The sequence below is a fragment of the Castellaniella sp. genome, assembly GCF_049673105.1.
Taxonomy (GTDB): Bacteria; Pseudomonadota; Gammaproteobacteria; order Burkholderiales; family Burkholderiaceae_B; genus Castellaniella.
In genome coordinates, this window is the sequence record NZ_JBATXG010000030.1 from 24,166 (window position 1) to 44,967 (window position 20,802).

The window sequence follows — 20,802 nt, forward strand, 5'->3', positions numbered from 1 at the left end:
TTGCCCGGTTTCGGCGCAGCCGAAACTTCCCGTCCATCCGGTCATCATCGGGGCGCTCGCCAAACGCGCGGGGTGATCAGTCCCCCGGACTGATCACAAACGTCCCGCTTGAACGGTGGCTCGCTTGCACCCCCGCTGATGGCCTACTGGACGGCGGGCGCGAAGCCTTTGCCAGGCAGCCTATGCGCCACAGCCGGGGGATGTTCATGCCACCGGGGCAAACGAACGGTGCTTCCACTCCACCTCATGTGACAATAAATCGCGCTTTGCCACGCTGGCATCTTGTGGAGATTGCAGATCATCTGTCGGGTAACGCCGCGACAAGCGGGCCTAACATCCCCTGGCGTGCGCTCCACCAAGAAACACCCCCATCACCCGCATGACACACCCCAGGCGGGGTGCGCCGGCTGCCTGGCAAAGGCTTCGCGCCCGCCGGCTAGGAAGCCATCAGCGGGGGTGCAAGCGAGCCACTGTTTGAGCGGGACGCTTGCAGCCAGTCCGGGGGACTGGCTGCCCCGCGAGTTTGGCGAACGCCCCGATGATGGCTGGATAGGCGGGAAGTTTCGGCGCAGCCGAAACCGGGCAAGGCCTGCGGCCAGGCAGTCGGCGCACCCCGCCTGCGCATGAGGACGATCCCTCAACCAAAGTCCCTGCCAGCACCCAACACGCAACTACACAGCCGCCGCAAACGCCTGCGCCAGATCCGCAATCAAATCCGCCGGATCCTCCAGCCCGATATGCAAACGCAGCACCGTGCCGGCCTTCATCCGATCATCCGCCACCGCCGCCCAGTAGCCGTGCGACGCCAGGGCGGACGGTTCCACCTGCGTCACCAGGCTTTCATACCCCCCCCAGGAGTACCCGATGCCAAACAGCCGCAAGCCATCGATCACGCGGCGCACCTGCGGTTCGGTGAAATCGACCGCCACGGCCAGCAGACCGTTGGACCCGGTGGCATCGCGCTGCCACAGCGCATGGCCGGAATCCTGAGGCCAGGCGGGAAAGAAAATCCGGGATACCTGTGACTGGGCCGCCAGCCATTCGCATACCGCCAAAGCATGTTCGCCGCACCCCCGCATCCGCAAACCCAGCGTACGCGCGCCGCGCAGTGCCAGCCAAGCGTCGTCGGCGCTGACCGTATTGCCCAGCGCGTAGTGGGTTTCGTGCAGCTTGCGGACCAGTGCCGGATCGCTGGCCACGGCGGCGCCCAGCATCAGATCGGAATGTCCACCGATGTATTTGGTCGCGGCAATCACGGAAACATCCGCCCCCAGCGCCAGAGGCCGGTAGATATAGCCCGACCCCCAGGTGTTGTCGGCGATCACCGTCAGACCGTGACCGTGCGCCCAGCGCGACAAAGCGGGCAGGTCCAGCATTTCCATCAATAGGGAACCCGGGGATTCCAGGTACAGCACCTTGGTTTCGGGGCGCAACGCCGCCTGCAGGCTGTCCAGATCGGGGCGCACGAAATCCATGCCGACGCCCATACGCGACAGAATGGTCTTGTGCAGATAGCGCACCGGCCCGTAGACGCAATCCACCACCAGCGCGTGATCGCCCTGGCCGAGGCAGGCCATCAGCGCCATGCTGATGGCCGCCATGCCGGACGGCGCCAGAAAAGCCCGCTGGCCGTTTTCCAGCCGACACAGCAGAGTTTCCAAGGCTTCATGGGTCTGCAAACCGACCCGGCCATACGTGGGGGCGCGTTCACCCCGCTGCTTGGCGTCCTGGGCGCGGTCCAGCATGTCCATCGAAGCGAACCGCACCGTGCTGGTGCGCATCGACGGCAGAGCGACCGGCCCCGAACCCGTCGCAGGATCCAGCGACGCCTGGCCGATATGTTGCAACAGAGTATCGATGCGGTCATCGGGGCGACCGTTTGCGGCGCTGCTCATGTCTGTGTCCTATGTCGTCAAAATCGTTGCGGAACGCCGGTTCAGGCCTGCTGAAAGCGGTACACCCCATCGGCGTCCAGGGTGCGGGTCAAGGCCCCCTGAAAGTATAGGGCGTGCAAATGGGCAATGGACTCACCCATGGCGAAACCGAGCTGGTGCAGATCCAGCTGGCGGTGAAACAGCACGGGCAGCAGATCGTGGGCGCTTTGCGGCTGCGCACAGACGGCCAGGACTTCCGCCAGCCGTTCGTCGTGATGCGCCTGCTGTTGGGCCACGCGCTGGTGCAATCCCCGAAAAGGACGGCCATGCGACGGCAGTACCAGCGCACCGTCCGGCAAGTCGTCGTAAGCTTTCAGGGAATTCAGATACAGCGGCAGGGGATTGGCCTCGGGTTCCAGGTCAAACACGCTGATGTTGGTGGAAATGCGCGGCAGCACCATGTCGCCGGAAATCAGCACATCCAACGTCGGGCTCCACAGGGACACGTGTTCCGGCGCATGACCGTAGCCGACGATCACCCGCCAGGGGCGTCCGCCGATCTGCACATCCTGCCCATGCAGCAGACGATGAAAACGCTTGGGCACATCGGGCACCAGGCGGGCGTAATAATCATGTCGCTTGCGGATCAGCGCCTGGGCATCGGGGTCTGTCAGACCATGACGGGCGAAATGACGAGCGGCGCTATCCCCAGCCGGGCCGCCGCCTTCCTGGGCGGTATCGGAGACTGCGGCACCGGCCCAAAGCCGCGCCAAGGCGTAATCGGTCATGGACATCCACAGCAGCACCTGCCAGCGCTGGCACAGCCAATGCGCCAGTCCCACGTGATCGGGGTGCATGTGCGTGACGATCACGCGCAGCACCGGCAAACCATCCAGCGCCTGAGCAAAAATGGTTTCCCAGATGTCGCGGACCTCGGTACGGTCGATGCCGCAATCCACCACCGTCCAGCCATCCCGGCCATCGATGCGATCACGCAGCAGCCACAAGTTGATGTGATCCAGAGCAAAGGGCAAAGGCATGCGGATCCAGCGCACGCCATCGGCCACCGCCAGGGCCTGGCCGGGGTCGGGCAGCGTCTGTCCCCAAGGGTATTGCAATTCCTGTTCCTGCTGATTCATCCCGCCTCTCCTGTGCACCCGGCTGATCCGTGTCTTCCGTATTATGTCAGAGTCTCATCTTTACGTTAACGTAAACTGCATGCATAATGGAAACCTGCTGAATCCTCACCCGCGTCCCATGAGCCAAGCCACCTGGACCATCTCCGAACTTGCCCGTGAATTCGACGTGACGCCGCGCACGCTACGTTTCTACGAAGACCGGGGCATCGTCAGCCCCAGCCGCGCCGGGCGCAACCGCATTTACGCAGCGCGCGATCGCGTGCGCCTCAAACTCGCGCTCAGGGGCCGCCGCCTGGGCCTGCAGCTGGCGGAAATCCTCACCCTGATCGATCTGTACGACCGCCACCACGGCAGCACCACCGCCCAGCTGCAGCACTATGCCGACGTGCTGGACACCCACCGCCAGAAACTGGAACAGCAGCGCCGCGATCTGGACGAAACGCTGAAAGAAATCCGCCGCCAGCAGGCCGACTGCGAAGCACTGCTGCGCGACCGGCGCAATGGCGTCCGCCCCGACCTTGACACACTCGCCCCCCACTTGCCGATCAACTAGGAGAGACATCCATGGATCTACCCGGCCTGAATTTCGATCTCGGCCCCGATCTGGACATGCTGCGCGATGCCGTGCGCGACTTCGCGCAGTCGGAAATCGCGCCGCGCGCCGCCGCCGCCGACCGCGACGATCAGTTCCCCATGGATCTCTGGCGCAAATTCGGCGACCTGGGCCTGCTGGGGGTGACGGTGTCCGAGGCCTACGGCGGCGCCAACCTGGGCTATCTGGCGCACATGATCGCGATGGAAGAAATCTCGCGGGCCAGCGCCTCGATTGCTCTGTCCTACGGCGCGCACTCGAATCTGTGCGTGAACCAGATCCACCGCAACGGCACCGAGGCCCAGAAACGCAAATATCTACCCGGCCTGCTGTCGGGGGAACAGATCGGCGCCCTGGCCATGAGCGAACCCGGCGCCGGGTCCGACGTCGTCAGCATGCGGCTGCGCGCCGAAAAGCGCGGCGACCGCTACATCCTGAACGGCACGAAAATGTGGATCACCAACGGCCCGGACGCCGACACCCTGGTGGTCTACGCCAAGACCGACCCCCAGGCTCACCAGCGCGGCATCACTGCCTTCATCGTCGAAAAATCCTTTCCCGGATTTTCCGTCGCGCAAAAACTCGACAAACTGGGCATGCGCGGCTCGCACACCGGCGAACTGGTCTTCCAGGACTGCGAAGTCCCGGCGGGCAATGTGCTGGGCGAGGTCAACGGCGGCGTGCGCGTGCTGATGAGCGGCCTGGACTACGAACGCGCCGTGCTGGCCGGCGGCCCGCTGGGCATCATGCAGGCGGTCATGGACGTGGTCGTGCCCTATGTGCACGAACGTCATCAGTTCGGTCAGGCCATCGGCGAATTCCAGCTGATCCAGGGAAAACTGGCCGACCTGTACACCACGCTGCAGGCCAGTCGCGCCTTTTGCTATACGGTGGGAAAAAATCTGGACCAGTTGGGCGCTCAGCACGCGCGCCAGGTGCGCAAGGACTGCGCGGGCGTCATCCTGTACTGCGCGGAAAAAGCCACCTGGATGGCCGGCGAAGGCATCCAGATCCTGGGGGGCAACGGCTACATCAACGACAACCCCACCGGACGCCTGTGGCGCGACGCCAAACTATACGAGATCGGCGCCGGCACCAGCGAAATCCGCCGCATGCTGATCGGTCGCGAACTGTTCAACGAAACGGCCTGACATCATGCGCGGCGACGGCGACCATCAGCGCATCGAACCGGTCACACCACGGGGGCAGTCCCCGGATGCCGTGGCCCGCATCATCCTGGCCGGATTCGACCGCCACTACTCGCTGTTTCGCTATAGCGCCCAGCGGGCCAAGGCCCTGTTCGAATCCGGCGACTGGCATGGCATCCAGCAGCTCTCGCGCGAACGCATCGAATACTACGACACACGGGTACGGGAATGCGCCACCACCCTGGGTCAGGCGCTGCGCGGCACAACGCCGGCGCAGACGGCCCCCGACACCGCCCTGACGGCTGAACAACTGGAATTCTGGCAGGCCGCCAAAGCCTGCTATATCGGCCTGTTGTCCAGCCACCTGCAGCCCGAATGCGCGGAAACCTTCTTCAATTCGGTCTCCTGCCGCATCCTGCATCGCGACTATTTCAACAATGATTTCCTGTTCGTGCGCCCGGCGGTGGCGACCGAATACATCGACGGCGCGCTGTCCACGTATCGGTCCTATTACCCGCTGACCGAAGGCCTGATGCCTTGCCTGGTGCGCCTGGCCGCCGATTTCGGCCTGGCCGCCCCCTACCAGGATCTGCCGGCAGACGCCCGCAAGCTGGCCCGCATGGGGCTGCGCCATCTGCGCAATACCCTGCCGCGCGGCTTGGGCAAGCGCCTGGCGCCCGACTGCCAGATCCAGGTGCTGAACACCCTGTTTTTTCGCAACAAAGGCGCCTACATCGTCGGGCGTCTGATCAACCAGACGGCCATCCACCCCTTTGCCATCGCGCTGCTGCATACGCCGTCCGGCCATATTCAGCTGGATGCCCTGCTGCACACCAGCGACGATCTCAGCACGCTGTTCAGCTTCACGCGGGCGTATTTCCTGGTGGATATGGAAGCCCCAGCCGCCTATGTCGAATTTCTGTCGTCTCTGTTCCCGCGCAAACCCAAGGCCGAGATCTACACGACGATCGGCCTGCAAAAGCAAGGCAAGACCCTGTTCTACCGGGATTTTCTGCACCATCTGGCCCATTCGCGCGACAATTTCGACTACGCCCCCGGCATTCAGGGCATGGTGATGACGGTGTTCAACCAGCCGTCCTATCCCTACGTCTTCAAACTGATCCGCGACCGCATCGCCAAAGAAGGCATGGACGAAGCCACCGTGCGGCGCAAATACCAGATGGTGAAAAAGCACGATCGCGTGGGCCGCATGGCCGATACGTGGGAATATTCGCAGGTCGCCCTGCCGCGCAGCCGCTTTTCCGCCCGCCTGCTGGCGGGCCTGCGAGCCGAAGTCCCCAGCCTGCTCGAAGAAACCGATGATCTGGTGGTGCTGAAGCACGTCTACATCGAACGGCGCATGACGCCCTTGAACATCTTCCTGACCGGCGCATCCGACGCCGCCCTGGAAGCCGCCGTGCGCCAGTACGGCCAGGCGATCCGCGAACTGGCCGCCGCCAACATTTTTCCGGGCGACATGCTGTACAAGAACTTCGGCGTCACCCGTCTGGGACGCGTGGTGTTCTACGACTACGACGAAATTCAGCGCATGACGGAAATGCATTTCCGCCGCATCCCGCCCGCCCCCAACGAAGAGGCCGAAATGTCCGGGGAACCCTGGTACCCCGTCGGCGTCAACGACGTCTTCCCCGAGGAATTCGGCCACTTTCTGCTGGGCGATCCCAGAGTCCGCACCGCCTTTCTGAAACACCATGCAGCGCTGCTGGATGCACAATGGTGGCAAGACTGCCGCACGCGCGCATCCCAAGGCCGCATCGAAGACATCTTTCCCTACGACCCCGCACGGCGTCTGCAATCCCTGAAAACAGCCGGACCCAGCCTGGGCCCGGCCCCGCAGCCATAGGAGCACCTCATGTCCGATTCCATCGTCATCGTCTCTGCCGCCCGCACGCCCATGGGCGGCATGATGGGCAGCCTGTCCGACCTGTCCGCCCATGAACTGGGCGCCATCGCCATCCGCGCCGCCGTCGAGCGCGCCGGCATCGCGGGCGAGGCCGTCCAGGAAGTCATCATGGGCAACGTGCTGCAGGCGGGCCAGGGCCAAGCCCCCGCCCGCCAGGCCGCCATCGGCGCCGGGCTGCCCAAAAGCGTGGCCTGCAGCACGCTGCACAAGGTCTGCGGCTCGGGCCTGAAGGCCGTCATGCTGGCCCACGACATCATCAAGGCGGAATCCGCCGACGTGGTGGTGGCGGGCGGCCAGGAAAGCATGAGCAACGCCCCCTATCTGCTGCTGCGCGGTCGCCAGGGCTACCGCTACGGACATTCGACCGTCTACGACCATATGGCCCTGGACGGCCTGGAAGACGCCTATCAGCGCGGCACGGCCATGGGTGTCTTTGCCGAGGACTGCGTCTCGAAATACCACTTCACCCGCGAAGAACAAGACGCCTTTTCCCTGGAATCCCTGAAACGCGCCCGCACAGCATCCGAGGACGGCAGCTTCAAATGGGAAATCGCCCCGGTCACGATCACCGGACGCAAGGGCGACACCGTCGTCGACACCGACGAGGCTCCGTTCAAGGCCATGCCGGAAAAAATCCCCACCCTGAAACCCGCCTTCAAGAAGGACGGCACGGTCACGGCGGCCAATTCCTCGTCCATTTCCGACGGCGCCTCGGCGCTGGTGGTGATGCGCGCCTCCAAGGCTCAGGAACTGGGCGCCAAGCCGCTGGCCCGCATCGTGGCCCACACCCAGCACGCCCAGGAACCCCAGTGGTTCACCACCGCCCCGGTGGGCGCCATCCAGAAGCTGCTGGCCAAGACCGGCTGGAAGGCCGAAGACGTCGATCTGTACGAGATCAACGAAGCCTTTGCCGTCGTCACCATGGCCGCCATGAAGGAACTGAATCTGCCGCATGACCGGGTCAACGTCCACGGCGGCGCCACGGCCCTGGGCCACCCCATCGGCGCCTCGGGCGCGCGGCTGCTGACCACGCTGATCGGCGCCCTGCGCCAGACAGGCGGCAAGCGTGGCATTGCCTCGCTGTGCATCGGCGGCGGCGAAGCCGTGGCTTTAGCCATCGAAATGCTGTAATTTTTCCAGGATACGACATGCCGGTCATCGACACCCGCGTCAATCCGCGGTCACAGGAATTCCAGGACAACGCCCGCGCCATGCGCGCCCTGATCGACGACCTGCGCCAGCAGATCGCCCGCACGGGGCTGGGCGGCAGCGAATCGGCCCGCGCCCGGCATCTGGCGCGCGGCAAGCTGCTGCCGCGCGAGCGGGTGGAACGCCTGCTCGATCCCGGCACGCCGTTTCTGGAACTCTCCCCCCTGGCGGCGCACGACGTCTACGACAATGCCTCGCCAGGGGCGGGCCTGATCACCGGCATTGGCCGCGTGAGCGGAACCGAATGCGTCATCGTCTGCAACGACGCCACGGTCAAGGGCGGCACCTACTACCCCCTGACCGTCAAAAAGCACCTGCGGGCGCAGGAAATCGCCCAGCAAAATCATCTGCCTTGCGTCTATCTGGTGGACTCGGGCGGCGCCAACCTGCCCAACCAGGACGAGGTCTTTCCGGACCGCGACCATTTCGGGCGCATCTTCTATAACCAGGCGGTCATGTCGTCCATGGGCATCGCCCAGCTGGCTGTCGTGATGGGATCCTGCACCGCAGGCGGCGCCTATGTGCCGGCCATGAGCGACGAATCCATCATCGTGCGCAACCAGGGCACGATCTTCCTGGGCGGCCCGCCCCTGGTCAAGGCCGCCACCGGCGAAGAAGTCACCGCCGAAGACCTGGGAGGCGGCGATGTGCACACGCGTCTGTCCGGCGTGGCCGACCACCTGGCGGACAACGACACCCACGCGCTGCGCCTGGCCCGCGAAGCGGTCGCGCGCCTGCACCGGCCCGCCCTGCCGGACTGCGGCCCCTGGGAAGAACCGCTGCACGACCCCGCCGAACTGGACGGCATCATCCCGCAAGACACCCGCAAACCCTACGATGTGCGCGAAATCATCGCCCGCATCGTGGACGGCTCCGACTTCCAGGAATTCAAAGCGCGTTTCGGCACGACGCTGGTGACCGGATTCGCCAACATTTATGGCATGCCGGTGGGCATCATCGCCAACAACGGCATTCTGTTTTCGGAAGCCGCGCAAAAGGGCACGCACTTCATCGAATTGTGCTGCCAGCGCAATATTCCCCTGGTGTTCCTGCAGAACATCAGCGGCTTCATGGTGGGCCGCAAATACGAAAACGAAGGCATCGCCCGCCACGGCGCGAAAATGGTCACGGCGGTTTCCACCGCCGCCGTGCCGAAATTCACCGTGCTGATCGGCGGGTCGTTCGGCGCCGGCAACTACGGCATGTGCGGGCGCGCCTTCGGCCCCCGGCTGCTATTTCTGTGGCCCAACGCCCGCATTTCGGTCATGGGCGGCGAGCAGGCCGCCAGCGTGCTGGCCACCGTGCGCCGCGACAACATCGAACGCAAGGGCGGGCAATGGTCCGCCGAGGAAGAAGCCGCCTTCAAGGCGCCCATCCGCGAGCAGTACGAACACGAAGGCCACCCCTACTATTCCACGGCGCGCCTGTGGGACGACGGCATCATCGCGCCGTCCGACACACGGCGGGTGCTGGGCCTGGGCCTGGCCGCCGCCCGCCATGCCCCGACCGAAGCCACGCGCTTTGGCGTGTTCAGAATGTAAGGAAGCCGCCATGTTCGATACCATCCTGATCGCCAACCGGGGCGAAATCGCCTGCCGCATCGCCGCCACCGCCCGCCGCATGGGCATCCGCACCGTCGCCGTCTATTCCGACGCCGACGCACAGGCCCGCCATGTGCATGCCTGCGATGTGGCCGTACCCATCGGCGGCCCCGAACCCAAATCCAGCTATCTGCGCGCCGATGCCATCCTGGACGCCGCCCGGCGCACGGGCGCGCAGGCCATTCATCCCGGCTACGGTTTTCTGTCGGAAAACGCCGAATTCGCCCAGGCCTGCGCCGACGCGGGGCTGGTGTTCATCGGCCCCCCCGCCACCTCCATCGCCGCCATGGGCAGCAAATCTGCAGCCAAGACCCTGATGGCGGGCGCCGACGTGCCCCTGGTCCCCGGCTATTACGGGGATCGCCAGGAAGCCGATTTTCTGCAGGAACAAGCCCGCGCCATCGGCTATCCGGTACTGATCAAGGCCAGCGCCGGCGGCGGCGGCAAAGGTATGCGCATCGTCGAATCCGATGCCGAATTCGCCGCCGCCCTGGCATCCTGCCAGCGCGAGGCCGCCAGCAGCTTCGGCAACCCGCAGGTACTGGTCGAACGCTATCTGCAAAAGCCGCGCCACATCGAAATCCAGGTCTTCGCCGACACGCACGGCCAGTGCGTCCACCTGTTCGAGCGCGACTGCTCGGTGCAGCGGCGGTTTCAGAAAGTCATCGAGGAAGCCCCGGCGCCCGGCATGACACCCGAACGGCGCGCCGCCATGGGGCAGGCCGCCGTGGCTGCCGCCCAGGCCGTAGGCTACGTGGGCGCAGGCACGGTGGAATTCATCGCCGAACCGGACGGGCGTTTCTACTTCATGGAAATGAACACCCGGCTGCAGGTCGAACACCCCGTCACGGAAGCCATCACCGGCCAGGACCTGGTCGAATGGCAACTGCGCGTGGCGGCGGGGGAACCCCTGCCGCTGTCCCAGGATCGCCTGCAGATCCAGGGCCACGCCATCGAGGCCCGCATCTACGCCGAGAACCCGGACAAAGACTTCCTGCCCAGCATCGGTCGCCTGGAGACGCTGCAATGGCCGGCTCACGTCGGCTTTCAAGTCGGCCCGGTGCGGGTGGACGGCGGAGTGCGCGAAGGCGACACCATCACGCCCTATTACGACCCTATGATCGCCAAGCTGATCGTGCACGGTGACGACCGCGAACAAGCGCGCCGTCGCATGCTGCACGCACTGGGCGCCGTGCGGGCGACCGGCCTGCACACCAATATCGCCTTTCTGGGACGGCTCATGGATAACCCCGCCTTCGTGGCGGCAGACCTGGATACGGGCTTGATCCCCCGCGAACACGCGCGTCTGTTCCCAAGCACCCAGGCCGTGCCGGACGGCGTCCTGGCGCTAGCCATGGCCGCCGTGCAGCAACACAGCGGTTTGAACGGATCAGACGCGGCAGCCCCCGGCGCGGTGTCCCCCTGGCAACAGGCCGATGGCTGGCGGGTGGGCGGCGCCTACCGCTATGCTCTGCATCTGCAAGACGCACAGGGCGTCCACGCCGTCCAACTGCATGGCCAAGAGAAAAACTGGCGCCTGACGTTCGGCGACGGCGGCCCTGAGCGCCCCTTTTACTGGCAAGCGGAATCCCAGCGCCCCCGCCACCTGCTGGTGCGCCTGGGCGACGAGGAATATCGCGGCGAAGCCTATCTGAAAGGCTTGCGCCTGGACATCTTCACCCATGGCCAACGCTACACCCTGGACTGGCAGGACCCGATCGCCCTGGCCACGGGACGCACCGACGAGGCCGGCGGCGGCCTGACCGCCCCCATGCCCGGCAAGATCCTGTCCGTCGCCGTCGCCGTCGGAGACACCGTGCAGCAGGGTCAGCCCCTGGTCGTCATGGAAGCCATGAAGATGGAACACACGATCGACGCGCCCCACGACGGCATCGTGCAGGAAGTCTTCTACGCCGTGGGCGATCAAGTCACCGAAGGCGTCACGCTGATTGCCCTCGACGCGGCGCCCACCCGAACCTGACACCGGCCATGGAATTCTTCCTGCCAAGCCAAGTACACTATGGAAGAACACTGCCTTACCCATTGCCATGTACGATATCCTGGTCTACCTGTTTGAGAACTACTACACGCCTCAGGCGTGTCCGCGTGCCGAAATCCTGGCCAGCAAACTGGCTGCTGTCGGGTTCGAGCACGAGGACATCGACGACGCGCTGAAATGGCTGCGCGGCCTGGCCAGCACGACTGAACGCTGCCTGCCTCTGGCGATCCAGCGCGATGATGCGCAGCCCCACGCCGCCCGCATCTACACGGACGAGGAATACGCGATCCTGGGTACCGAGGCCATCGGCTTCATCAGTTTCCTGGAACATTCCGACAGCCTGCCCCCTGCTCTGCGGGAAATCCTGATCGAAGCCGCTCAGGCGGCAGACCACTTCCCGCTGTCTCTAGCTGAAATCAAGGTGCTGGCGCTGATGGTGCTCTGGAGCCAGGAAGCCGAAGTCGACCACCTGGTGTTCGAAGAACTGCTGACCGACGACGAAGGCCGACTGTCCCACTGAACGAATGCGGGCTGCCACCCATGCCAGCAGCACATCCTGAACACCCAGGCTATCGGGGGCGCTTCGCCCCCAGCCCCAGCGGCCCGCTGCATGCCGGGTCCCTGACGACGGCCCTGGCCAGCTATCTGGACGCCCGCGCCCACCAAGGGCGCTGGCTGCTGCGCATCGAAGACATCGACGAGCCGCGCACCGTGCCCGGCGCCGACCGCATCATCCTGACCCAGCTGCAGGCGCTGGGCATGCACTGGGACGAAGATCCCGTCTGGCAGACCCGGCGCCAAGCGCTATACGAGCAGGCGGGCGACCAGCTGTGGGCTTCGGGCCGCGTCTATGCCTGCCGCTGTACCCGGCGCGAACTGCACGCCGGCCCCTATCCCGGCACCTGCCGCCCCCGGCCCGACGCGATGCAAACCGGCCTGCTCGACCCGCAGCCGGACGCCGACCCGACGCTGCTGTCAGAATCCGAGCCGCGCAGGCCTGCCTGGCGCTTTCTGGTCGAGCCGGGCATCGAGACTTTTCAGGACCGTTGGCTGGGCGAGCAAGCTCAGGATGTCGCCGGCGAGGTCGGCGATTTCATCATCCGCCGCACCGACGGCCTATGGGCCTACCAACTGGCCGTGGTCGTGGACGATGGTCAGCAAGGCGTCACGGACATCGTGCGCGGCATCGATCTGCTGGACTCCACCGCCCGGCAGCGCCAACTGGAACGGGCGCTGGGCCTGCCCTGCCCGCGGGTCCTGCACGTGCCGCTGGTATGCGACCAGCAAGGGCGCAAGCTGTCCAAGCAGAACCATGCCCCCGCGCTGGACCTGGCACGGCCCCTGGATGCCTTGCAGCAGGCCTGGACCGCCCTGGGCTTCGCCACCCTGCCCGTCGCCCGCACCGAAGCGTTCTGGCCGCTGGCGACTGCGCAGTGGGCGCAACGGTTCGCCTGACCCGGCCCAGCCCCGATCACAGAGCTTGCAGCCTCTCGTCCAACAGCCCCGCCAGCAAGGCGGTGCCGTCCGCAGCGACCCGCAGGGCGCCATACTGCGCCTTGGCAAAGTGCTCGCCCCGACCTTCGGCAAAGAACCAGTTGTCGGCCCCGAAAACCACGCCGTCATGGCGCCAGCGAAAGGCCAGCGCAACGGTGTCCGGCGCGGCAGGCGGCAGGGCCGCTACGACGGTCTGCAATTGCCAGACCCCCTGGCCGTCAGGCTGCAACAACAGCCAGCCGCGACCCGCGTCATCGACCGCCTGCAGGACCTCCTGGTGTCCGATCAGCCAGTCAAGCGCAGCGCGGCGCACGGCGTAATTCAGCACCATGTAATCACCCTGCATCAGCGACCGGGGATCGACAGGCGCCAAGGTCAGCACCACCTGCCGGCCCTGCGACAGAATGGCGTCATAGTGCCGGACCTGCGCCTGCGCCAGCCCCAGCACCAACAGACCGCCGGCCAGCACGCCCGCCGGCAGCCAGCGACGACGCGCCGACGCGGGCGCCGCGACACCGCGTCGATGCCGCACCACCAGCAACACAGCCAGCGCAGCCAGCCAGGCCGCCGTCACCCCCAGGATCGCCGCCTTGTCCGTCAGACTGCCCGCCTGCACGTCCAGGTAATAGAGCAGCAGGCCCGCCAGGCCCAGCGGCAGGGACAGCACCTGCAGCACCCGGTTCCCGGTCAGGCGACCCAGCACCAACCAGACCAAGGCCACCGACAAGGCGGAGACATCCACCCAACCCAGTCCGGCCACGCAGCAGGCCAGCGGCGCCCCCACGCGCAGGCTCGCAGGCAGCGCGGGGCGGATCGCCGCCATCCAGGCCGCCAACAACAGCCCCGGCAGCAAAGCACACAAAAACATGGCGGCCTGGTCCAGCCCCGGCCATTCCCGCACAGGCGCAGGCATGGCCTGCGTCAGCAGCAGCGCCACGCCTGCCGCCGTGGCCAGCAAGGCCCAGGCCAAAGGCCGCCAGGCCGCCCTGTGGGCTGCCCGCGCCGACCAGGCCCACAGACCCGCCCCGAGCGCCAGCAACACCCACAGTCGCCAGGACAGTTGCGGTGCGCCGCCGCCCCAGGAATCGGACGGCCAAGCAAAACCATAGTTACCCGGAGCCGTCAGCCAGAACCCGAGGCCCAGCACCAGCGCCGCCGCCAGCAGCCGCACCGCAAACTGCCGGCTGATGGCATAGGCGGCGGCGCCTGACACCGTCAACGTCACCAGGCTCGTCGCCCTATCCCCACCGTCTTCCATCAGCCATGCAGCGCCGCCCGCGCACAGCAGCAGCCCCAGCACGGTCAGCGCCGCGCCGATTTCCCGCCAGAATGCGCGCGCCGCCACCCGGTCGATGAGCAAACCCGGCAGCATCAGCAATACACCGGCCCCCAGCGCATCCGCCGCGGAATCCAGATCGAAGCTGAGCGCCACCCACACGACCAGCAACCCCAGGGCCGGGATCAGCGCCCCCAGCCGCAACGTCGTCAGATACCAGGGCATCGCCGCATCCAGATCCGGCTCGGCAGTGCCCGCAGCCGCCTGCGGCCCGCGCAGCGTCCGCCGCAGATGCACCACATGGCGCACGGCCAGCACGGTCAGCATCAGCAGCACCAGGCTGATACCCAACAAGCCGCTCAGAGAATCCAGTTTCCAGATCAGCCATGCCCCGATCACCCCGATGCCGGCCAGCAAGGACAAGGCCGCCACCGCCAGATCTTGCCGCCAATGGCCATAAACGCCATACAGCACGGCGGCTGGCGCCAACCCCACGAACAGACCCCAGCCCACCATCTGAGGAGAACCCAGCCACCCCATGGCGGCAATGAATGCCCATCCCAGCATCGCTATGGCCAGCACCCGCCGGAGCAGACACCAGGGATCACGCAGATGCGGATGCAGCCATTGCGCCAGTACCAGCAGCACGGCATTCAAGAGCACCAGCGAGACGCTGCCCGATCCGTCATCCGTCCAGAACCACAGGCCGGGCGCCACCCCCTGGTCGGCATACAGCCAGAGGCCCAGATTCAGCAAGGCCACCCACAACAGCGCCAGGAGCGCCGCGCGCATCAGCAGCAGCCAGGGCGTGATCAAAGCCGCCCACGCCAGAAACAATTGCCAGCTATCCGCACCGGTTTGATATATTTGACCCACGAGGGCCAGCAAACCGCCTGTCCCCAACGCCGCCACACCCGTCAGCAAACCAGCCCAGCGGCTGCCACGCCAGGCCAGAACGGCTGCCAGCAGCACGGTCAGCGCCAGCCCCCCCTGGACCAGCAGCAAACGGGTCTGTGGCACCATATGGGGCCAGTTGGCGGCCACCCAGGACACCAGCGCCGAACCGGCCAATATGACGGCCAGCAGGCCAATGCCCCAGGCCAGGTTTTGGCGCCACCAGGCCGGGTTTTCGACGGCTTGCCAGGGTGTGGTGACTTGCATGGTGCGGTGCCCCCTCGTATGATCCGCGCTATCGCGGTCGCAAAACGACCGTCAATGGAACCACATGACTAAAACTCTGATTATTGCTGAAAAGCCGTCGGTTGCCCTGGACATCTCCCGTGCGCTGGGCGGATTCACTCGCGAAGGCGACTACTTCGAGAGCGAGCAGTTCGTGCTGTCCTCCAGCGTGGGCCACCTGCTCACCCTGGTCGCACCCAACGATCCGGTGCGCGGCAAATGGAGTTTTGCCCATCTGCCGGTGATTCCGCCGCAATTCGAACTGGGTCCAGCCGACAAGCGCTCTTCCGAGCGCCTGAAGCTGCTGGTCAAGCTGCTCAAGCGCAAGGACGTCGTCGCCGTGATCAACGCCTGCGACGCGGGGCGTGAAGGCGAACTGATCTTCCGCTACATCGTCCAGTATTCAGGCGTGAAAAAGCCCATCCAACGCCTGTGGCTGCGGTCCATGACCCAGGCGGCCATCCGCGAAGCGTTTGCCAATCTGCGCGACGACGAGACCATGAAGCCGCTGGAAGCCGCTGCCCGGTCGCGCGCCGAAGCCGACTGGCTGGTGGGGATCAACGGCACCCGCGCCATGACGGCCTTCAACAGCAAGGACGGCGGCTTCTTCAAGACCCCCGTGGGGCGCGTGCAAACGCCGACCCTGGCGATCGTGATGGAACGCGAGGACCGCATCCGCAGCTTTGTCAGCCGGGATTACTGGGAAGTCCACGCGACCTTTGTGGCCGCCGCCGGCCTATACGAAGGCCGCTGGTTCGATCCCGGCTTCAAAAAGAACGAGCAAGACCCGGACGCCCGCGATTCCCGGCTCTGGTCGGCCACCGCCGCCCAGAGCGTGGTCAGCGCCTGCCGCGAACAAGCCGGCACGGTGACCGAGGAATCCAAACCCAGCACACAGCTGTCTCCGGCGCTCTTCGATCTGACCACCTTGCAGCGCGAGGCCAACTCCCGCTTCGGTTTTTCCGCCAAGACCACGCTGGCCCTGGCCCAGACGCTGTACGAACGGCACAAGGCCCTGACCTATCCGCGAACCGACTCCCGCTATCTGCCGCAAGACTACGTCGGCACCGTGCAACAGACCATGCAGGCCCTGTCCGACAGCGAATCCGGGGTCGCGCGATCCGTGCAGCCCTTTGCCGCCCAGGCCGTGGCGCAGCAACTGGTCAAGCCCAATCGGCGCATCTTCGACGACAAAAAGGTCTCGGACCACTTCGCCATCATCCCGACGCTGCAAGTGCCGCGCGAACTGAGCGACGCCGAATTCAAGATCTACGAACTGGTGACCCGGCGCTTCCTGGCGGTGTTCTTCCCGGCCGCCGAATTCCGCATCACCACCCGCATCACCCAGGTCTCCGGGCATCACTTCAAGACCGAAGGCAAGATCCTGGTGTCGCCGGGCTGGCTGGCGATCTATGGCCGCGAATCCCAGGGCGATGAGGCGTCGCTGATCGCCGTCGCCGATGGCGAGCGCGTGCGCACAGAAGACATCGAAGCCCGCGGGCTGGCGACCAAACCGCCCGCCCGCTTCAACGAAGCCACCCTGCTGTCGGCCATGGAAGGCGCCGGCAAGCTGGTGGACGACGAGGCCCTGCGCGAAGCCATGTCCGAGCGCGGCCTGGGCACCCCGGCCACCCGCGCGTCCATTATTGAAGGCCTGATCAACGAAACCTATCTGCGCCGCGAAGGCCGCGATCTGGTCCCCAGCGCCAAGGCCCGTCAACTGATGACGCTGCTGTCCGGCCTGGGGGTCAACGAGCTGACCTCGCCGGAACTGACCGGCGGATGGGAACATCAGCTGAAACTGATTGAACAGCGCCAGCTGGACCGCGAGTCCTTCATGCGCGAAATCGCGCAGATGACGCAGGTCATCGTCAAACGCGCCAAAGAATACGAACGCGACACAGTCCCCGGCGATTACGCGACGCTGCAGACCCCCTGCCCCAAATGCGGCGGCGTGGTCAAGGAAAACTACCGCCGCTACGCCTGCACGGCCTGCGAATTTTCCATCGGCAAACATCCCGGCGGGCGCACGTTTGAAGTGCCCGAAGTCGAGGAACTGCTGGACAAGCGCACGCTGGGTCCGCTGACCGGCTTCATCAGCAAGATGGGCCGCCCCTTTGCGGCAGTCCTGCGGATCACCGACGAATTCAAGCTGGAATTCGACTTCGGCCAAAAAGACGACGAAGACGCCGAACCCGTGGATTTTTCCGGCCACACGCCGCTGGGCGCCTGCCCGAAATGCAGCGGCAAGGTCTACGAACACGGCATGAACTACGTCTGCGAGCATTCCGTGGGCCCGAACAAGTCTTGCACCTTCCGTAGCGGAAAAGTCATTCTGCAGCAGGAAATCCCCGCCGAACAAATGACGCAATTGCTGGCCGAGGGCAAGACCAAACTGTTCGACGGCTTTGTGTCCAGCCGCACCAATCGCAAGTTCAAGGCATATCTGGTGCGCCAGGCCGACGGCAAGATCGGCTTCGAATTCGAAGCCCGCGCGCCCAAGGCAGGTGCCAAAACCGCCGCTGCCGGCAAGACCGCCGCCGGCGCCGCCAAAACCAAGGCCGCCACCAAGACCACGACTAAAACCAAGACCGCCGCTAAAAAAGCGCCCGCCAAAAAGACCGCTGCCAAGACAAGTAAAACCAGCAGCGCCGCCACGCCGCCCGAGGACGACGGCCCGGCCTTCTAAAACCCGGCGGCGGCACCTGGGCCGCCCGCCCTGTCCAGACAGCGTCCGGACACCCCCGTTTCCAGGTCCAGCCGCCAGGCTGGATCATTCGCCACGCCTGCGCACCCCATGCGCCAGGCAGGCCAACATCCGACTTGCCAAGGAGGGCCTGTCGCTATGTTCAAACTGTTGACTCGCGGATCTGTTCGTCTGGTAGAGCGATATCTGCCAGACCCCTACATCTTCGTCATCCTGTTGACCCTGGTGGCGGCGGTCGCCGCCATGCTTGGCGAACAGCGCACCCCCATGGAAGTGGCGCGCATGTGGGGCAACGGTTTCTGGGGCCTGCTGACGTTCGCCATGCAGATGCTGCTGGTGCTGCTGACCGGCCACATGCTGGCCAACACGCCTCTGGTGAAGCGCTGGCTGACCGGACTGGCATCCCTGGCAAAGTCCCCCGGCAAGGCCATCATCCTGGTCACGGTGGTGTCGCTGATCGCCAGCTGGATCAACTGGGGCTTCGGTCTGGTGGTGGGCGCCTTGTTCGCCAAGGAACTGGCCCGGCAGGTCCGCGTCGACTATCGCTTGCTGGTCGCCAGCGCGTATTCCGGCTTTCTGGTCTGGCACGGCGGTCTGGCGGGGTCCATTCCCCTGACGATCGCCACGGAAGGCCACTTCACCGCCGACAAGATCGGCGTGATTCCCACATCGGACACCATTTTTTCCTTCTATAACCTGGCCATCGTCATCGCCCTGTTCATCGCGGTGCCGCTGATCAATCGCCTGATGCTGCCCGACGACAAGGAAAGCATCTACGTCGATCCCAAGCTGCTGGAGCCCGCCGCCGAAGACGGCACGGAAACGACCGACCGGCCCGCCGACCGCCTGGAAACCAGCCGTCTGCTGTCCTGGCTGATCGGCATCGGCGGCCTGGCCTACCTGTTTGATTACTACATCGTGCGCGGCGCGGGCCTGAACCTGAACGTGATCAACTTCACCTTTCTGTTCCTGGCCATCATCCTGCACGGCACCCCGCGACGTCTGCTGAAAAGCCTGGATGAAGCCATCCGGGGCGGCGCGGGCATCGTGATCCAGTTTCCCTTTTACGCGGGCATCATGGCGATCATGATCGATTCCGGCCTGGCGGCCAGTCTGTCGGAATGGTTCGTGTCCTTTTCCACGGCGGCGACCCTGCCGTTCTGGACCTTCATGAGCGCCGGTCTGGTCAATATCTTCGTTCCGTCCGGCGGTGGCCAATGGGCCGTGCAAAGCCCCGTCGTCATTGCCGCAGCCCAAGCGCTGGGCGCCGACATGCCGCGCGTGGCGATGGCCGTGGCCTGGGGGGATTCCTGGACCAACATGCTGCAACCGTTCTGGGCCTTGCCCGTGCTGGCGATCGCCGGCCTGAAGGCCAAGGACATCATGGGCTATTGCCTGATCCAGCTGTTCGTGTCCGGCATCCTGATTTCCATCGGCCTGACCTGGCTGTAAGGCTGAAGCGCCGCGTGGCCGGGGAAACCGCCGCGCGGCAACGCTTGCACCGGCGCCCTGCCGCTTCGCTGGAAGCGTCAGGGCGTTTTTTGGTTTTGCCGCCCCTCAACTGCTGGCCCGGATCTTCAGCTCGAAGCCCAGATCCAGCACGGGCGTCTCGACAGGCTCGCCTCGAATCAGCTGCAGCAACATCCGCGCGGCCGCCTCGCCGACTTCCCGGCGCGGGGTACGCAGGCTGGTCAGGGCGGGCAGCATCTGCTCGTTGCCGGGCAGATCGTTGAAGCCGACGATGCTGACGCGATCCGGCACCGGAACACCCATGCGCAGGGCCTCCAGCAGCGCGCCGTGCGCCAGGTCGTCATTACAAAAGAACACCCCATCCAGATCGGGGTGCGCCGTGATCAGGCGGCGAAATGCCTCGGCCCCCAGGGCTGCCGACGAGGGCCTGGCGTCCAGAAACTCCAGACGCGGGTCATGACACCCTGCGGCCGACAAGGTGCTGCGAAAACCCTCGGCGCGTTCCAGGGTGCGCGGGTCCAGCTGGGCGCCCACAAAGGCGATGCGCCGCCGCCCCCGATCCAGCAGATGTCGCGCCACGGCCTGCGCCGCCGCCCTTTGGGACAAACCCACGCAATACAGCGTCGGATCGTCGCTCAGTTCCATCACGTGCACACACGGCGTGCGGCTGTCCGCAATCAGTTGCCGTTGCGATTCGCTGCGGTCGAAACCGGTCAGGATCAAGCCCGCCGGGCGATGGGACAGATAGCTTTCCAGCAGTGCGGATTCCCGCGCCGACTGATACTGGGTGATGCCGACCAGAATCGGATAGCCGGCTTCCCACATGACGTTCTGCACGGATTCCAGCAATTCCGTGAACAAGGTGTTCGACAACAGGGGAATCAGCACCACGACATGGCTGCTCTTGGCCGAGGCCAGGGCCCGCGCGGAAGGATCCGGGCGATACCCCAGCTGCGCCACGGCGGCCTGCACGCGCTCGGCCAATTCCGCCCGCACCGTCGTTTTTCCAGCCACCACCCGCGAAGCCGTGATGGGACTGACCCCAGCCAGCGCCGCCACATCCGCCAGCGTCACCCGACCGGTCGCCCGCGAGCTGCCTCGCGATAGCGCTGCCCGGCGCGAATTCGGAGAGGAACCATCATTCATACAGGAATTCCCTAATGTCATTATCGCAAAGATAGCGCTATCTT

14 protein-coding genes are annotated in these 20,802 nt (G+C 65.4%); 10 read left to right on the forward strand and 4 right to left on the reverse strand.

Features of this window, described 5'->3' with window-relative positions; genetic code table 11:
* Positions 1-671: 671 nt before the first annotated feature.
* Together WBF69_RS11390 and WBF69_RS11395 are read right to left on the reverse strand one after the other, a co-directional pair.
* Positions 672-1,895 carry a trans-sulfuration enzyme family protein gene (locus WBF69_RS11390; RefSeq protein WP_424264222.1) on the reverse strand — a complete coding sequence of 408 codons (1,224 nt, stop codon included), beginning with the start codon at positions 1,893-1,895 and terminating at the stop codon, positions 672-674.
* Between the two features lie 41 nt (positions 1,896-1,936).
* Complete coding sequence (locus WBF69_RS11395) at positions 1,937-3,013, reverse strand: MBL fold metallo-hydrolase (RefSeq protein WP_424264224.1); 1,077 nt, start codon at positions 3,011-3,013, stop codon at positions 1,937-1,939.
* Positions 3,014-3,131: 118 nt separating this feature from the next.
* On the opposite strand from WBF69_RS11395, the gene WBF69_RS11400 reads away from it, so the two are divergent.
* The 8 genes from WBF69_RS11400 (at position 3,132) to gluQRS (ending at position 12,941) form a co-directional block, all read left to right on the forward strand.
* Entirely contained in the window at positions 3,132-3,566 is a 435-nt protein-coding gene (locus WBF69_RS11400) for a MerR family transcriptional regulator (RefSeq protein ID WP_424264273.1), read from the forward strand.
* Between the two features lie 11 nt (positions 3,567-3,577).
* Positions 3,578-4,756: an isovaleryl-CoA dehydrogenase gene (locus WBF69_RS11405; RefSeq protein ID WP_424264226.1), complete on the forward strand. Its 1,179-nt coding sequence runs from the start codon at positions 3,578-3,580 to the stop codon at positions 4,754-4,756.
* A 4-nt stretch (positions 4,757-4,760) separates the two neighbouring features.
* The gene (gene aceK, locus WBF69_RS11410) at positions 4,761-6,617 is read left to right on the forward strand and encodes a bifunctional isocitrate dehydrogenase kinase/phosphatase (protein ID WP_424264228.1); all 1,857 of its coding nucleotides are present in this window, start codon (positions 4,761-4,763) and stop codon (positions 6,615-6,617) included.
* 9 nt (positions 6,618-6,626) lie between these two features.
* Entirely contained in the window at positions 6,627-7,808 is a 1,182-nt protein-coding gene (locus WBF69_RS11415; RefSeq protein WP_424264230.1) for an acetyl-CoA C-acyltransferase, read from the forward strand.
* Between the two features lie 17 nt (positions 7,809-7,825).
* Positions 7,826-9,427, forward strand: a complete 1,602-nt coding sequence (locus WBF69_RS11420) for a carboxyl transferase domain-containing protein (RefSeq protein ID WP_424264232.1) — start codon at positions 7,826-7,828, stop codon at positions 9,425-9,427.
* Between the two features lie 10 nt (positions 9,428-9,437).
* Positions 9,438-11,468, forward strand: a complete 2,031-nt coding sequence (locus WBF69_RS11425) for an acetyl/propionyl/methylcrotonyl-CoA carboxylase subunit alpha (RefSeq protein ID WP_424264234.1) — start codon at positions 9,438-9,440, stop codon at positions 11,466-11,468.
* A 67-nt stretch (positions 11,469-11,535) separates the two neighbouring features.
* Positions 11,536-12,006 (forward strand): DUF494 family protein, encoded by a 471-nt coding sequence (locus WBF69_RS11430; protein WP_424264236.1) that lies wholly within the window; start codon positions 11,536-11,538, stop codon positions 12,004-12,006.
* A gap of 20 nt (positions 12,007-12,026) precedes the next feature.
* Entirely contained in the window at positions 12,027-12,941 is a 915-nt protein-coding gene (gene gluQRS / locus WBF69_RS11435) for a tRNA glutamyl-Q(34) synthetase GluQRS (protein ID WP_424264238.1), read from the forward strand.
* 16 nt (positions 12,942-12,957) lie between these two features.
* On the opposite strand, the gene WBF69_RS11440 is transcribed toward gluQRS, so the two are convergent.
* A complete protein-coding gene (locus WBF69_RS11440) occupies positions 12,958-15,417 on the reverse strand; it encodes a GDYXXLXY domain-containing protein (RefSeq protein WP_424264240.1) in 2,460 nt (819 codons plus the stop codon).
* A 64-nt stretch (positions 15,418-15,481) separates the two neighbouring features.
* Here WBF69_RS11440 and WBF69_RS11445 point away from each other — a divergent pair, with 64 nt between their 5' ends.
* Both WBF69_RS11445 and WBF69_RS11450 read left to right on the forward strand, forming a co-directional pair.
* Positions 15,482-18,124 (forward strand): DNA topoisomerase III, encoded by a 2,643-nt coding sequence (locus WBF69_RS11445; protein WP_424264242.1) that lies wholly within the window; start codon positions 15,482-15,484, stop codon positions 18,122-18,124.
* 156 nt (positions 18,125-18,280) lie between these two features.
* Positions 18,281-19,594 carry a short-chain fatty acid transporter gene (locus WBF69_RS11450; RefSeq protein ID WP_424264244.1) on the forward strand — a complete coding sequence of 438 codons (1,314 nt, stop codon included), beginning with the start codon at positions 18,281-18,283 and terminating at the stop codon, positions 19,592-19,594.
* Positions 19,595-19,699: 105 nt separating this feature from the next.
* On the opposite strand, the gene WBF69_RS11455 is transcribed toward WBF69_RS11450, so the two are convergent.
* Complete coding sequence (locus WBF69_RS11455) at positions 19,700-20,758, reverse strand: LacI family DNA-binding transcriptional regulator (protein ID WP_424264246.1); 1,059 nt, start codon at positions 20,756-20,758, stop codon at positions 19,700-19,702.
* Positions 20,759-20,802: the final 44 nt, after the last annotated feature.